13 protein-coding genes are annotated in these 15,283 nt (G+C 44.1%); 7 read left to right on the top strand and 6 right to left on the bottom strand.

The annotated features are described in order from the left end of the window. Positions 1–158: 158 nt before the first annotated feature. Entirely contained in the window at positions 159–1,841 is a 1,683-nt protein-coding gene (locus AC0L66_RS17440; RefSeq protein ID WP_390902929.1) for a glycoside hydrolase family 13 protein, read from the bottom strand. Between the two features lie 469 nt (positions 1,842–2,310). On the opposite strand from AC0L66_RS17440, the gene AC0L66_RS17435 reads away from it, so the two are divergent. The 4 genes from AC0L66_RS17435 to AC0L66_RS17420 all read left to right on the top strand — a co-directional run bounded on the left by AC0L66_RS17435 (position 2,311) and on the right by AC0L66_RS17420 (position 7,137). After that, positions 2,311–3,615: an ABC transporter substrate-binding protein gene (locus AC0L66_RS17435; protein ID WP_473570111.1), complete on the top strand. Its 1,305-nt coding sequence runs from the start codon at positions 2,311–2,313 to the stop codon at positions 3,613–3,615. A gap of 186 nt (positions 3,616–3,801) precedes the next feature. Continuing rightward, positions 3,802–4,812 carry a carbohydrate ABC transporter permease gene (locus tag AC0L66_RS17430; RefSeq protein WP_265675333.1) on the top strand — a complete coding sequence of 337 codons (1,011 nt, stop codon included), beginning with the start codon at positions 3,802–3,804 and terminating at the stop codon, positions 4,810–4,812. A 58-nt stretch (positions 4,813–4,870) separates the two neighbouring features. After that, positions 4,871–6,013: a carbohydrate ABC transporter permease gene (locus tag AC0L66_RS17425; protein ID WP_473570109.1), complete on the top strand. Its 1,143-nt coding sequence runs from the start codon at positions 4,871–4,873 to the stop codon at positions 6,011–6,013. Positions 6,014–6,045: 32 nt separating this feature from the next. Further along, positions 6,046–7,137: an ABC transporter ATP-binding protein gene (locus AC0L66_RS17420; protein WP_473570107.1), complete on the top strand. Its 1,092-nt coding sequence runs from the start codon at positions 6,046–6,048 to the stop codon at positions 7,135–7,137. 106 nt (positions 7,138–7,243) lie between these two features. Here AC0L66_RS17420 and AC0L66_RS17415 read toward each other — a convergent pair whose 3' ends face one another. Next, positions 7,244–8,341, bottom strand: coding sequence for a DUF3541 domain-containing protein (locus tag AC0L66_RS17415; protein WP_265675330.1), 1,098 nt, complete (start codon positions 8,339–8,341; stop codon positions 7,244–7,246). A 512-nt stretch (positions 8,342–8,853) separates the two neighbouring features. Further along, positions 8,854–9,579: a sulfite exporter TauE/SafE family protein gene (locus AC0L66_RS17410; RefSeq protein ID WP_265675328.1), complete on the bottom strand. Its 726-nt coding sequence runs from the start codon at positions 9,577–9,579 to the stop codon at positions 8,854–8,856. A 315-nt stretch (positions 9,580–9,894) separates the two neighbouring features. Between AC0L66_RS17410 and AC0L66_RS17405 the strand changes: the two genes are divergently transcribed. Further along, positions 9,895–10,551, top strand: coding sequence for a cupin domain-containing protein (locus AC0L66_RS17405; RefSeq protein ID WP_265675327.1), 657 nt, complete (start codon positions 9,895–9,897; stop codon positions 10,549–10,551). A gap of 147 nt (positions 10,552–10,698) precedes the next feature. Here the strand turns inward: AC0L66_RS17405 and AC0L66_RS17400 are convergent, their stop codons facing one another. After that, positions 10,699–11,418: an SDR family oxidoreductase gene (locus AC0L66_RS17400; protein WP_265675326.1), complete on the bottom strand. Its 720-nt coding sequence runs from the start codon at positions 11,416–11,418 to the stop codon at positions 10,699–10,701. A 453-nt stretch (positions 11,419–11,871) separates the two neighbouring features. On the opposite strand from AC0L66_RS17400, the gene AC0L66_RS17395 reads away from it, so the two are divergent. Then, complete coding sequence (locus AC0L66_RS17395) at positions 11,872–12,300, top strand: L,D-transpeptidase family protein (RefSeq protein WP_265675409.1); 429 nt, start codon at positions 11,872–11,874, stop codon at positions 12,298–12,300. A 166-nt stretch (positions 12,301–12,466) separates the two neighbouring features. Here the strand turns inward: AC0L66_RS17395 and AC0L66_RS17390 are convergent, their stop codons facing one another. After that, positions 12,467–12,604 carry a hypothetical protein gene (locus tag AC0L66_RS17390; protein ID WP_265675325.1) on the bottom strand — a complete coding sequence of 46 codons (138 nt, stop codon included), beginning with the start codon at positions 12,602–12,604 and terminating at the stop codon, positions 12,467–12,469. Between the two features lie 200 nt (positions 12,605–12,804). On the opposite strand from AC0L66_RS17390, the gene AC0L66_RS17385 reads away from it, so the two are divergent. Then, positions 12,805–14,649 carry an SgrR family transcriptional regulator gene (locus AC0L66_RS17385; protein WP_473570105.1) on the top strand — a complete coding sequence of 615 codons (1,845 nt, stop codon included), beginning with the start codon at positions 12,805–12,807 and terminating at the stop codon, positions 14,647–14,649. On the opposite strand, the gene AC0L66_RS17380 is transcribed toward AC0L66_RS17385, so the two are convergent. After that, positions 14,619–15,266, bottom strand: a complete 648-nt coding sequence (locus AC0L66_RS17380) for a hypothetical protein (RefSeq protein WP_265675323.1) — start codon at positions 15,264–15,266, stop codon at positions 14,619–14,621. The two genes, AC0L66_RS17385 and AC0L66_RS17380, sit on opposite strands and share 31 nt — an antisense overlap. Positions 15,267–15,283: the final 17 nt, after the last annotated feature.

The raw sequence follows: 15,283 nt of genomic DNA, 5'->3' as shown, positions 1-15,283 counted from the left end.
ATCGGTATCTTTAATGGAGTGGCTAGTCGGCTGGATGACAATAGTTTGAGGACCGACGATAGAGCCTTGCGGTGTTGTAAGTGAATGAAAAGAGAAAGCCGCGGCGTGAACGGCTTTTCATGATCTTGATATTTGCGTTTTAAATAATCAATTAATCGCTAACAAGCGACTTCGATAATAACCGATTGATACGGTTTTAGTGTCACCGCCTTGAGTGATGTCCAATTGAGTTCATCATCAGAGTAATTGTTTAGCACCATTTTTTCGATGTTGAATGAATAATGACGAGTTTGAAGTTGGTCGGTAAAGTTGCTTATAACTAACAATGCTCGTTGCTCATGACGGCGCAAATAGGCATAAACGTGTGCGTCTTCCGGTTCGATGAGCTCATAACGTCCATAAACAATCACATCTCTATAAGGGGATGCTTTGCGCAATTCAATCAGTTGGCGGTAGTGATGATAGATCGACGTTTTGTCGTCGACGGCTTGTTGCGCATTGATCTCGGTATAATTGCTATTTAATGGTAGCCAAGGTTGTCCGTTGGTAAATCCAGCATTGTTGCTACTGTCCCAGTGCATTGGCACACGGGCATGATCACGAGAAAAGTCATTAAGAAACGCTAGCCCTTCTTCTGGCGACAGACCTTTCTTCATCATTTTTTCATAATGAAATTTCGCCATGAGATCATTAAATTCTTCAATAGACTCAAAGTGCTTATTTGTCATCCCAAGCTCTTCACCTTGGTAAATATAAGGTGTGCCGCTCATGCAATGAAGCGTGGTGGCGAGCATTTTAGCACTGACAACGCGATACTGAGGGCAGTCTGAACCATAACGAGATACTGCCCTAGGTTGGTCGTGATTGCTCCAGTAAACACTGTTCCAACCTTTTTGATAAAGGTCTTGCTGCCATCGTGACATGATCTCTTTGTACTGCACTAGGTCAAACGGTTTTTTCACGGCGTTATGTTCTTCGCGATCGATACTCACGTGCTCAAACTGGAAGATCATACTAATTTCGTTGCGATCAGGGTGTGAGTAGTAACGTCCATCTAAAGTAGTGGTAAAGGGTGTTTCACCAACGGTGAGCACATCATAGTGCTGCAGCACGTGATCATGCATTTCGCGCAGGTATTGGTGCGCAAGTAGGTTGTTTGACCAATGCTCCCAGCCCGCGACGCCAGCATCAAAAATGGTCGCATCTGGGAAGTCTGACGGCTTACCGATCATGTTAATGACGTCCATTCTAAAACCGCCTAAGCCTTTTTTAAGCCAGAAATGCATCATGTCATAAACCGCGTGACGAACGTCTGGGTTTGCCCAATTTAAGTCGGGTTGTTGGTGGCTAAACAGATGTAAGTAGTACTGACCTGTTGCTTCATCTAAGGTCCACGCTTGTGGCTCAAAAAAAGACTCCCAATTGTTAGGAGGCGTACCATCTGATTTAGGATCTTTCCATATATACCAATCTCGTTTGGGATTGTCTTTACTGCTTTTAGACTCTTGGAACCATGGGTGTTGATCAGAGGTGTGGTTGACCACAAGATCCATCACGATCTTAATTTGCCGCTTGTCAGCTTCGAATAATAGCTTTTCCATATCCGCCATGGTTCCAAATTCAGGGGCAATGTCACGGTAACTTGAAATATCGTAGCCGTTATCTTCCATTGGCGATTGGTAGACAGGACTAAGCCAAATAACGTTACTACCGAGGGACTGAATATAATCTAGCTTTTCAATAATGCCGGGAATATCGCCAATACCATCACCGTTTGAATCATTAAAGCTGCGTGGATAGATTTGATAAACGACAGCGTCGTGCCACCATCTTGGTTCCATACTCATTGTTATGCTCCTTCAAAAGAGAGTGACATCGAATGACGTCTATACATCTAACGGATAATTCTTGGTTGAGAAGAGGTATATTCTAATATCTAATTCACTGGAATAATGGCTAGGTTATCTAAGTTTTATCAAACAGTCTAAGGGGTTCAAGCAACATAAAGCGGATGAAATTTCATGGCGCTGGCTATTATTATGAACTCCATCACCCTATGGTGGATGGCAGTTTGTAAAACATGATCTCAGGCACAACACTCAGATAAGAACTGGTTGAAGTATCAATAAGGTTTTAATGTGTGATTTATAGGTTTAGCCAATTAACCGTGGATATAAACGGTGATGTCTGAGCTTCTTTGGCATACAGTAAAACGCCAGAGCAATCCGATTTAAACCAAGCGACATATTATAAAAAGAGTCAAAGCACTGACTTACTAAACCAGAGTATCTAATACATGGAGTCTGACCGATGAAAACCTCCCTACTTGCTACTGCAGTAGCTGTTGCGATTTCTGCTTCTTCCGCATTCGCTGCTGATCTTAAATTTACCCCGGGTGATGATGACCGCTTTACGTGGCAAAACTACGAAGAGCTGAAGAAACTGGATCTCAAGGGCGAAACTGTCACCATTTTTGGTCCGTGGTTGACCGAAGATAAAGAGTTGGTTGAAAGCGTAATTGCGTATTTTGAAGCCGCGACGGGAGCTGATGTTAAGTATTCAGGCTCCGACTCATTCGAGCAACAAATCGCCATTGATGTTCAGGCTGGCAGCGCACCTAACATTGTTATCTTCCCGCAACCGGGCCTTGCCGCCGATCTGGCGTCGAAAGGGTTTTTGTCCCCACTCGATCCTAAAACGAGTGAATGGATTGAAGAAAACTACGCCGCTGGTTCTTCTTGGGTAGATTTGGGTACTTTCCCAGACGAAAAGGGCAATGAACAATTGTTTGGCTTCTTCTACAAAGTGGATTTGAAATCGCTGGTTTGGTATGTGCCAGAGAACTTCGAAGATGCTGGCTATGACGTTCCAGAGACAATGGAAGAGCTGAAAGCGTTAACTCAACAAATCGTAGATGATGGTGAAACACCATGGTGTGTTGGCGTGGGTTCTGGTGGCGCGACTGGCTGGCCAGCGACAGACTGGGTAGAAGACATGATGTTACGTACGCAGTCTCCAGCGGATTACGACAAATGGACGACCAACGAGCTTAAATTTAACGATAAGAAAGTGGTAGAGGCAATTGAAGAATATGGCTGGTTCACACGTAATGACAAGTTTGTTGATGGTGGTGCACGTGCGGTAGCAGCGACGGATTTCCGTGATTCACCAAAAGGGTTGTTTACGTCTCCTGCGAAGTGCTACATGCATCGCCAAGCCTCATTTATCCCAAGCTTTTTCCCTGAAGGAACAGAGTTAGGCGAAGATGCAGACTTCTTCTATTTCCCTTCTTATGAGTCAAAAGAGTTAGGTAAGCCAGTCTTAGGGGCGGGTACGTTGTGGAGTATTACTAAAGACTCAAAAGCGTCTCGTGCCTTCATGGAATACCTACAGTCAGCATTGGCACACGAAGTGTGGATGGCGCAATCTGGTTTCTTAACGCCTCATAAAGGCGCCAATGTTGAGACTTATGGCAATGATACCTTGAAGAAGCAGGGGCAAATTTTGCTGGATGCCACGACCTTCCGCTTTGATGGTTCAGACTTAATGCCAGGTAAGATTGGCGCGGGTGCGTTCTGGACCGAGTATGGTGGACTACAGCGGTGGCAAACCTAGCACAAGAAGTGGCGGACGACATTCAGAAAACGTGGGACGCGCTTAAATAGCGAACAGTTCAATATTGGGTTTTAGTGTTTAAACCCAACAGTAAAGTAGTATCACTAAGCGATCGGTTCACCGTGAAGCGATTGCTTGGTTTTTGATTGTATTTTTGTGTAGTCTAGGGCTGCAAGTGAGGCAGTAATGGAACAGCTTTATTCCTCTTTATTTATCATGGCATTGGGCGTTGCGGTCTGTGTTTTCTATTTCGTTGGCAGCAATTGGCTATTAGGTATTATCTTTCCTGCTCGCGGCGTATCCAATCAAAAAATGGCTCAGAACTTGCGCCGCGCCGCTTCGGTAAGACCTTGGTTGTTTCTTGGGCCAGCGTTGGCTTTTCTTGGTTTGTATCTTGTTTATCCCGTCTTTGAGTCGGTGTACTTGTCTTTGCATGATCGTAATGGCGATCAGTTTGTCGGCATGAGCAATTATGTGTGGCTGTTTAACGATGGTGAGTTTAGAGAATCACTGTTTAATAATATTCTTTGGCTTTTAGTGGTGCCAGCCGCGTCGACATTTTTTGGGTTGGTTATCGCGGCGCTGACCGATAGAGTCAGCTGGGGCAACATTGCGAAAAGTTTAATTTTTATGCCAATGGCGATTTCTTTCATTGGCGCATCCATTATTTGGAAGTTCGTCTACGACTATCGTGCGCCGGGATCTGATCAAATTGGGATTCTGAATGCTGTTGTTGAGTTCTTTGGTGGGACGGCAGAAGCATGGGTCACAATGCCTTTCTGGAATAATTTCTTTCTCATGGTGATTTTGATTTGGATACAAACCGGATTTGCGATGGTTATTTTGTCCGCGGCGTTACGTGGTATTCCCGAAGAAACGGTTGAGGCAGCCGTGCTTGATGGTGCGAATGGGGTACAAATCTTTTTCAAGATTTTGATTCCGCAGATTTGGGGGACGATTGCAGTGGTATGGACCACGATCACGATTTTGGTTTTGAAGGTTTTTGATATTGTGCTGGCGATGACGAATGGTCAATGGAGTACACAGGTTCTTGCGAATATGATGTTTGATTGGATGTTCCGAGGGGGCGGCGACTTTGGTCGTGGCGCCGCCATTGCGGTGATTATTATGGTGGCGGTTATTCCTGTTATGGTTTGGAATATGCGCCAAGCTCATGCGCAAATGGAGGGACGTTAAATGACGGATAAAATTGCCACTCCCTCTGCTTAGTCATGTGAGTAAAGCAGCGTTTAGCTTGAGTAAATTGCGTCGTTCTCCGTTAACGCTGTTGGTGCATTTGTCGGTGCTTGTGATTGTCATTTTATGGACGCTCCCAACGGCTGGGTTATTCATCTCATCGTTTCGGGATAAAGATCAGCTAGCTTTAACGGGCTGGTGGACGTCACTGACGAATTCAGAGCAAAACTTAGTCGACAGAACCGGTGCGCCGGACTCACAAATTCAGGAAAATGGGGTTTATGTTTTAACGGGACAAGTATTGGTCGACGGTAAACCGACACAAGTTCAAGCTTTTGGCTTTTCGTCTCGTGCTCCAACGGCATATAAACCTGGCGATGTCGCCGAGATGAAAAATGGTGGCTCGTTAAGTATGACGACGGATGGTCATTACAAGATGACATCGTTAAAGCCGTTTAAAGGTAAACGTGGCAAGCGAGTCTTTTATACGGCGATTGTTCCTCCCAAGTTCGGATTGGATAACTACAAAGAGGTGTTAACTGCGGAAGGGATTGGACGATCATTTATTAACTCTTTAACGGTGACGATTCCAGCGACCATCATCCCTATCTTGATTGCTGCGTATGCGGCTTATGCATTGTCGTGGATGAAAATGCCGGGGCGCAATTTACTGATTGCGGTAGTGGTAGGCTTGTTGGTGGTGCCATTGCAAATGTCCTTGATTCCACTACTGCGTCTTTACAATGATATTGGTGCGTTTTTTGGTGTGGGGGCAAAGACCTACCTAGGTATATGGCTTGCTCATACTGGCTTCGGTTTGCCGCTGGCGATTTACTTGCTACGCAATTATATTTCCAGTCTCCCAAGAGAAATCATAGAGTCGGCTCGAGTCGATGGAGCGACAGACTTTGAAATCTTTATGAGAATCGTGCTGCCTCTGTCATTTCCAGCTTTAGCGTCGTTCGCTATCTTCCAGTTCTTGTGGGTTTGGAACGATTTACTTGTCGCAACGGTGTTTTTAGGCACGGGGGAAGAGCATATGGTACTGACGGCTCGCCTGCGTGAATTGCTTGGTTCTCGGGGCGGGAACTGGGAAATCTTAACTGCCTCCGCATTTGTATCAATTGCGGTACCATTGGGCGTCTTTTTTACTTTGCAGCGCTATTTGGTGCGTGGGCTACTTTCTGGTTCTGTTAAATAAACAGTACTTGATTCAACGATGAGAATAATGAGATGACAGGATTATCTTTAAAAAACATACAAAAATCATACGGTGAAACACAGGTACTTCATGGGATTGATCTCGACATCAATCAAGGTGAGTTCATCGTATTTGTTGGTCCATCTGGCTGTGGTAAATCCACACTATTGAGAATGATTGCGGGGCTTGAAGAGATCACCGCAGGCGAGCTGTGTATTGAAGGCGCTAGGGTAAATGAACTGCCTGCCGCAATGCGTGGTATTGCAATGGTTTTTCAAACCTATGCACTTTATCCGCATATGACGGTGTATGACAACATGGCCTTTGCGATGCGCATTGCCAAAGAGCCGAAAGAGGCGATTCATGAGCGAGTAATGGAAGCGGCGCGTATGTTGCAGCTCGAACCTTATTTAGATCGCCTACCGAAAGCCTTGTCGGGAGGCCAACGTCAACGGGTGGCCATTGGGCGCGCTATTGTTCGTCAACCTAAGGTGTTCTTATTTGATGAACCGTTGTCAAACCTTGATGCCGCGCTGCGAGTACAGACGCGTATTGAAATTGCCAACCTTAAAGAGGCAATGACAGAAACGACAATGATTTATGTCACGCACGATCAAGTAGAAGCCATGACGCTGGCTGATCGCATTGTGGTGCTTTCTGCTGGGCGTATTGAGCAGGTGGGCACACCATTGGAGCTCTATACGAATCCTTGTAATGTGTTTGTGGCGCAGTTTATTGGTTCACCATCAATGAATATCAGCCCTGCATCGATGATTAAAGCAGGAGACGTCTCTCGTATACGCGCCGAGAATGGCGTTGAGGTTGACTTACCGATCTCCGCGTCCGATACCCTAAATGGGTTGCCCTTACAGATTGGGATCAGGCCGGAGGACTTCTTGGTATCAACTGAGAGTGAGGCATTAATTTCTGGTGAGGTTCTGTTTGTCGAATCATTAGGAGAGGTGACGTTGCTGCATATTCGTGTAGAGGGTCACGAGGAAAGTACGGTGGCCAAACTGCCAGGTATTTTAGACTTTCATAAAGGTGAGCGTATTCATCTGACCGCTCAGCCAGAAAAAGTGCATGTCTTTACTGAAGATGGAGATTCTCTTAAGTATCTATAATGGTAGTTTTCTGACTAAACGGCAGCCAGCATATTTTGACGCTGTTGAGTTAGAACCATTGTTTGAAGTGAAGCGTTAATGCCCCTTGTCTTAAGGGGCATTTTTGTTAGATTGGTTTCTTTACCGCGCCGTAGGGAAGTTTGGCAAATATTTTTGGTGTTAGATGCAGATTAGGTCCAGCTTTGGGTGTTTGCCAACTGAGTAGCATGATGGCAAGCACATTACGGTGCTCGCCGTAAGCAAAGTCAAAGTCCCCAGATGCCGAAGGAATCATGCCTTTTTCTTTGTTGATGGCCTTGATGATGGCTTGTCGAGTTTTATGTACCACCGGGTCGTCTTCAAGACCCGCAAGTAAGAAGGTTAGCCCTACTTCGGCAATAACGTCTTCTTTAGTATGCGTAATGATATCGTCGATATTTTTTCTAAAGTAGTCGTATATCCATTTATGGTCGCTTTCGTTAACCGTTCGTTGATAATACTCGGAGTCGGCCAAAATAATATGAGTCATACCGTACAGCTTATTAGCAAATTGCTGCTCATTAAGGCGGTAGTCTTCACCTTCTGGATAGGTGTCTTGGAATGCTTGTATAAAGGATTGGGTATAATCTTGCTCACCTATTTGCTTAAGCCAATAGGCTTGGTTAGCAAGTTGTGCCGCCCACGCTTTTATCATAGTCGGGTCGGTTAGGGTAGATTGGAAATCATAGCGTTTGAGACGTGCGCGAAGTGCTTTGTCGTCTTTATGCTGCAGTCCATATTCATTGAGTCTGGCCATATAACGTAATAAATCTAATCCCATATAAAAGTATTCGGGATCTGATTTGCTGGCGGCGTAGCGGCGTTGGCTACGTTCATCTTTGCCTTTTTTATAATCATTGAGGCGGTCGTTGGAATAGTCTTGAATCTCTTGGCGAGTTTTTACATATTTGGAGAGGGTATTGAGACGGTTGACGACGTTGGCCATGTCATTCCAAACCACGACAGAATATTTGGGATCTTGAGTTTGGCGGTACATTCTCAACCCATAATGACCTTGCTTATACACGGAAAGCGTAAAAAGCTGCGTTTCATAGGTCTGTTTAATAATTTGAGCATAAGTATCAAACGATTTCGGAGACGTGAGTGAATCAAAGTGAACGGCTGCCGCGCCAGTGACCATACAGACACTTGCTACGATACTCAGAACCCCCAGTTTTATACGCATGCTAACGACCTTACTCGTGACTTATTTAAACATTGTATATGGCTATGTATGTCTAAATGTTATTTTTAGGTCAATTATTATTTGATTTGGAAATGATTAAATTAGAATGATATATACGTAATGTGACATTAGGTCAGTAATTTAATGTTAATCACCGCGAACTTTGAAATAGGTAATTATTCTTCTACACTTTTAATGTAGTTATATTCAGCTACCTATTAATAATAAATCAAGGGAAGGAAATGGCTTATGAGACTCATGATGATTTTTTTCGGGTTTTTAGCGCTGTCGTTTAGTAGTGTGGCAGAAGAAGGTGGAGCACCAGGGACTATTTGCCTGACTGGTGATGGCCATGTTGTGACAACACATCTTCAATCATGTCCCCAAGATATGAAAAAGCTATAAACTTTATTCTGTTTAGCTACTTATATAAAATAATGAGTAGAGTCAGCTATATGCTGACTCTATTTGATTTTAGTGGTGTATGAATTTTATTTTATACACTTAGCCAGTTATAACCCCTGATATATAGCAGTCATCCCACTAATTGAACACAATAATAATGCTGCGACTCGGATTTTTTCTTTAGGCAAGGAGTGCGTCGTTAATAGAGCAAGTTTATAGCCAAGCCACGACGCAGGAATCAGTGGGATGGTGATTAGTAGGTGATGGGGTGTTAAAAAACCAATTGGCGCTTGTACAAGCAGTGAAATGACTGAGCTAAAGACGAAAAACGCAGACAAATTACCACGTAACTGGTTTGCTTCTTGATGTTGAAGCAGCAAAGCCATTGGTGGGCCACCAATGCCGGAGCTAGTACCAAAAAATCCTGAGAAAAAACCAGCAATCCCCATTTTGGCGGGTGTGGGTTCAATTCTAAATGGCAACAAGCTAATTACGACCGCAAATACAACGAGCAACCCTAGCCATAAAGATAAGACTTGCGTTGAGACGTAGAGCAGCAAGAGTGCGCCTGCAAGCGAACCTGGGACTCGACCAATCAATGCCATTTTTAACCCGCCAAGCGCAATACTACTGCGATGCTTGGCAGCATTAAGAATAGAGATAAACAGTGCAACCAAGCAAATTGGTGCGGGTACATAATCGGGTGAGACTTGAAATAGCAACGGCGCTGCAACAATCGCTAAACCAAACCCGATAGAAGTCTGCACAAATGATCCAATAAAGATCAGTAACATAGCAATAAGTGCAGGTTGACTGAACCAGTCACTGTACATAGAGGCGCCTACATAAACGTAATGAATAAAGATGAAGGGATAGTGTATCGGATATTATGTTGAGTATCCTAATTATTGTGGCGTTGCCAGAAATATAATGAAGCTAATGACTCAGCCCTTCTACTTTAAACGCTTTCCTTGCTGAAACGCGTTAAGTGCTGTGTCGATTCGGGGCTTTTCACTGCATGCACGCCATGTTGAAGTGAAATTTACATGAATAATTTGTTATGCTTTCGCTGATGGAGGTTGTTGTTGGCGCTCTTTACCAGCAGCTTAAGCGATGATGATTAGTATCAACAATGGAAAGTTGTCGAAATGTTGAATATGGATTTTAGTAAACGTGTTGTGATCGATACGGCATCACAACCTTGGGTCGACTCTCCTGCAAGCGGTGTACGCCGTAAACCTTTGGAGCGAGAAGCTCGCGAGTCAGGTCATGTCACTAGTATTGTTGAATATCTCCCTGGGGCCAGTTTTAGCCAACATGCTCACCCACACGGGGAAGAGATACTCGTGTTAGAAGGCGTGTTTTCTGATGAAACAGGAGATTATGGGGCGGGAACCTATTTAAGGAATCCACCAGGCAGTCGTCATACACCTTTTAGCGAGCAAGGCTGTATTATTTTGGTGAAACTTAATCAGTTTGCCGAAGATGATAGTCAGTTTGTACGCATTGATACCACGCAGTCCACTTGGGACAAGTGTGGTGAAAAGCTTGAGGTAATGGTGTTACATAAGCATGCGAACGAGCAAGTCGCGCTTATTCGTTGGGCGGGCGCCGACAGTTATCATTCTCATGGCCATTTTGGTGGTGAAGAGATTTTTGTTTTGGAGGGAGAGCTTAAAGACGATTTAGGTACTTACCCCGCAGGCACATGGACCCGCAGTCCACATGGAAGCCAGCATGAGCCTTATGTTAGTGGCGCTACGACGCTTTGGTTTAAATCTGGGCACTTACCAGAAGCGCAATAAGCGGTGCTTCGTCGCCTATTGCGTACATACCTCAGCAATTAACGAATTGCTGAGGTATTTTATTTCTAGTTTCTAGTTTCTAGTTTCTAGTTTCTAGTTTCTAGTTTCTAGTTTCTAGTTTCTAGTTTCTAGTTTCTAGCTTAAGAGCTATGGCTGCTGGCGAGTAGGAGCCAATACAATTTCGCGAATACAGACATTTTGTGGTTGCGAATAGGCAAACTCTACGGCTCTTGCCACGTCATCAGCGGCTAATACGCCACCCATGACTTCCTTCCATTGGTCGTAACCATCTTTAATATCTTGTGATGTAGTATGAGATAATAATTCAGTTTCAACGGCGCCAGGTGCAATAGTGACGACGCGAACATCTGATTCAGCGACTTCTTCGCGGACATTTTCCGAAATTGCGTGCACAGCAAATTTAGTACCACAGTATGCGGCGTGGTTACCAAATGTCTTACGCCCAGCGATTGAACTAATGTTGATAATGGTGCCGGAATTGCGCGCTTTCATTGGAGCAAGTACCGCTTGCATACCATTGAGAAGGCCAATCACATTAACGTCAAACATGGACTTCCATTCAGCCGCGTCTTGAGTATCAATCTGACCAAGCAGCATCATACCCGCGTTGTTGACTAATGCGTCTGCAGGACCGAATTGCGCTTCGGCTTTTTTGATAGCGTTTTCAAAGGTCACTTTATCGGTAATGTCTACTTTTTCACAAAGCGTATTAGGTAAACCCAGCTGCTCTAGTTTTTCAACACGGCGTGCAAGCAGTAAAAGAGGGTGTCCAGCTGCACTCAAGCGACGTGCAATAGCTTCACCAATACCAGAACTCGCACCTGTAATAACGACCAATTTTTTCATCTTATAGAACCTTTCATAGTTAAGAGGTCACACCCTCTTTTTGACGACCAATACAGTGTAGGGTAGAAATTATTGTTGATATATAGTCATTTTAAATAATCTGTGTTGTCATATTGCAACAATAAGATTGTTAATCTCTAACCTATACTTTTAGTAGACGGCAGTGTCTTGGCATGTGGTTCGAGTCGGTATAAACTCCGGGCGAATAAATAAGGGAGGTGAATGTTGATGAGAGCCGTGGTCGTTATATTCGCCATTGTAGTGACGTGGGCAGCGCAGGCATTTGAGCTGCGCACAGATAATGCGCCTGTCGATCAACCAGTAAATGCTGAACCCATTAAGTCATCCCCACCAATGCTACAACGTGCGGTGGTTCCAAACGGCACTACAGTCAACCTCCCCGTGAGTTCCAGCTTACCCCTCGACCCTGAATTAAAAACAAATATTGACCGTATGGCGGTGATAGACCGTGTCGAAGTAAAAAAATCGATACGAAGAATGTTTTTAATGTCAGGCGAAGTTGTCGTAAGAGAATATCGGATCTCACTCGGGCCGAACCCGAGAGGGCATAAAGTCCAGGAGGGAGATAACCGCACACCAGAAGGAAAGTACTATTTGGATTTTGTCATGAATGATTCTGCGTTCTATCGTTCGATGCACATCAGTTATCCGAACTTACGTGATCGCCGCCGTGCTGAAGAGTTAGGTGTCAGTGCAGGGGGCAATATCAAAATACACGGCCTCAAAAATGGCTACACCAAACCCGTTAAGTTTATTCAAAGCTTTGATTGGACCAATGGCTGCATTGCCATTACTAACACAGAAATGGATGAATTGATCACCTTGGTTAAAATTGGGACGCCGATCTATATTCGATGGTAACTATATTCGATAGTCGCTGTATTCGATAGTCGCTGTATTCGATAGTCACTGTATTCGATAGTCACTGTATTCGATAGTAGAGGGAGCGATGGCAACAACATAGTGATTTGTTGGGGGTTGGAGCATAAACCGTGATGCTGAAGCCATCGCAAATCAAAATGTGCGTTTAAAACTGGCAAAGCCCAATGAGTAGCGTTAATGCTAAGCGGTGTAGCTTACTTTTATCGCCATTTAATTGGTTCAGGTAGTACTTGGCCATAGGGCGACTGTTATTGTCAGTTTGTTGTGTGGTTGAGTGTTTCATAGGAAGCTGCCTTGTTATCAGTGGGGGGGAATAAACTAACGCCGATTGCTATGTTGCTATTATCGTATTTATAAGGAAGAAAAAAGAGAGTGATTTTATTGGTTTTTGTTCCGGTTATTGGAGATTTAAGCCAATAATTCAAAACTTCGCCGACTTATACTAAAATGAGGAACAAACTTAGCTTGTTGTCGGTAGGTATCTTGGAATCATCAAACCTTTTTCGCTATTACTCTAGACTGTTAGATTATCCTCTTGGTCAAGAATGTAAGGTACTGTTGGGCGATGTTGCAGAGGATTTGTTCACCAGTCCTAGGCATGCCCGCACATTACTCAAGCAGATGACTGAGCTAGGATGGGTTAACTGGCGGCCACAGTCAGGTAGGAACCAACGCTCCACACTCGCACGTTTATACAGTGCAGAAGAGGTAAAAAAGCAAGTTGCTAAGTCTTGGGTGACGGCGGGCAAATATGAAAAAGCTCTCGACTTTCTTGATGGCGACCAAGTGTTGTTTGGCACTTTGCTACAGCAAACCTCGGGAGCGGTATTAAAAGAAGGGCGAGTCAATGTTCAGCTTACTTATGATCGCTCTTTTGAACGTCTTGTTCCTCACAAGCCTCAGCGAAATAGTGAGCGTTTTCTCATTCGTCAGCTTTATTCGTGTTTGGTTTCGATGGGGGAAGACGGTAATTTGCAGCCTGAATTGGCCCATTATTGGCAAAGTGAGGACTCATTTCGTCGTTGGAGCTTTCATTTAAGACCGGGACTACAATTTGATAACGGTGACGCGATCACGGCTCAAGTGGTTTGTAATTTATTATTAATCTTGTCTAAGCTGCCTTTCTACAAGTATGAGTTGGACCATGTGATGTCCGTTGAGGTCGTTCATGATCTTAAGTTTGTGGTAACCCTAGCTCAACCAGACCGTGGCTTTTGTGCACTGTTAAGTGATCTGAAATATTCAATTCAACCTCCGCAACAGCTTAATGATGCTTGGAGCCTCACAAATAGAATTGTGGGGTCAGGAGTGTTTTTGTTACAAGAGCATACCGACCAGAAAGTGTCTCTATTAGCCAATGAACGCTATTTTTCATTACGAGCATTAACAGATGAAGTGACGATTTGGTTGCTTAATAATAAGGTACCCGATGATCCTTCCGTACTTTGTGAGCATGCATTGCTTGGCGGTAAAGTCATTAATACCGACAGTGGTAATACGGCGCTGGCTGCGCCGCTGATTGATGTTCATAATAATAATTTGCTAGCACAAGACTCAATTCGAAGTCACTCAATGACGCCTACTCAGTATCAGAGCGCGTTATCGCACCACGGCTCTCAAATACGTATCGAAGATGGGTGTTTGTTTTTGCTGTTTAATCAAAACAAACGAACTCAATGCTTAGGCGTAGAACAGAGAAAGTGGTTGAGTGAATGTTTGCGAGGGGAAGAGATTTGGCAAGCTCTAGTGGAACTTCAAATGACTTTTGGGGCACAGGTAGCGCATAATTTTTTCCCTTTCTGGCATCAGGTTAAGCGAATTCGCGCAATGCCTACCGATCTTCCATCCTCACTTACTATTGCGGTTTATGATCATCGTGGGTTAATTCGCTGTAGTCGAGCTATCCAGTCTATCCTAGCGAGCCTTAATGTGACCGTCTCGATCGCGGTTTTGCCGCACCGAGAGTTTCTAAAGCAGGCGAGGGAGGGCGTGTTGGATTATGATTTAGTGTTAACGAATTTCAACTTGGATGATAACCGTCAAGTGTCGGCGATGCTGGCGTTTGCAAGTGACCCGGTGATTGAATCAGTATTGAGTGAAGAATCCAACGGCTGGTTACGCGATCAACTTAATACAGTAAGGGAGTCCATTGTCGCTCGAGATTATCTCGAGCACTTAGAGCCCATTTGCTCGGCTTTAATTTATGAAGGTTACGTCAGCCCAATGTTCCATCATAGACAAACATTGAGCTTTCATGGTGTGATTAAAGGGGTCGAAATTACCACATGGGGATGGCCTCAATTGAGAGAGGTTTGGTCCGATGATTGAGTTTGTTCGGCGTCTTTATCATTGAGGCGTTGGGTAATGACTTTCTGATTTTCTGTGGTTGTTTCCAGTGCACTTGCCGTCTTGTGAATGGCGCTCGCCATTTTAGATACATTTCTTGTGGCGAGTAAAATGGTGCCTTGCATTGGGCGTAAAATAAACCAGTAAGCGGCAATTAGCGCTAATACGATAGCGAGAACGACAACACCAAGCAGTAATAAAACATTAAAACGAACATCATAGACAAAGTTTTTGGTACTTTTTGCGATCGAATTCTGTGACTGCTCCAATGCTCCCGGTAAAGCAATCAAAGATGCTTTTGATAATTCAGTAAGTTCGTCAATATTTTCAATCGTATCAACAAGAACTTGTCGTTGTTCTTCATTTAAACTTTTATTCTTTGATAGTAACGTTAAAGATACCGCTAGGTTATCAATGGATTGACTCGATTGATTAATAGACGCTTCAATGCCTTTGAGGTCAAGCATCATAGTGAGGTTGACGAGAGGTTGTCCCGCTTCCGAGTCTGGCGGTAGAGCGTCATCAGAACTGGCATTAGCCGTGCTTATGACCGAAAATAATAGACTTAAAAGCAGCGATTTGAGACTGAAGTTCAACATAATTCATCCTAAAAGGT

It is taken from the genome of Vibrio sp. GJ43-1 (assembly GCF_055808835.1).
The sequence above is the reverse complement of the archived record's forward strand: the minus strand, read 5'-3'. Positions and strand labels throughout refer to the sequence as shown.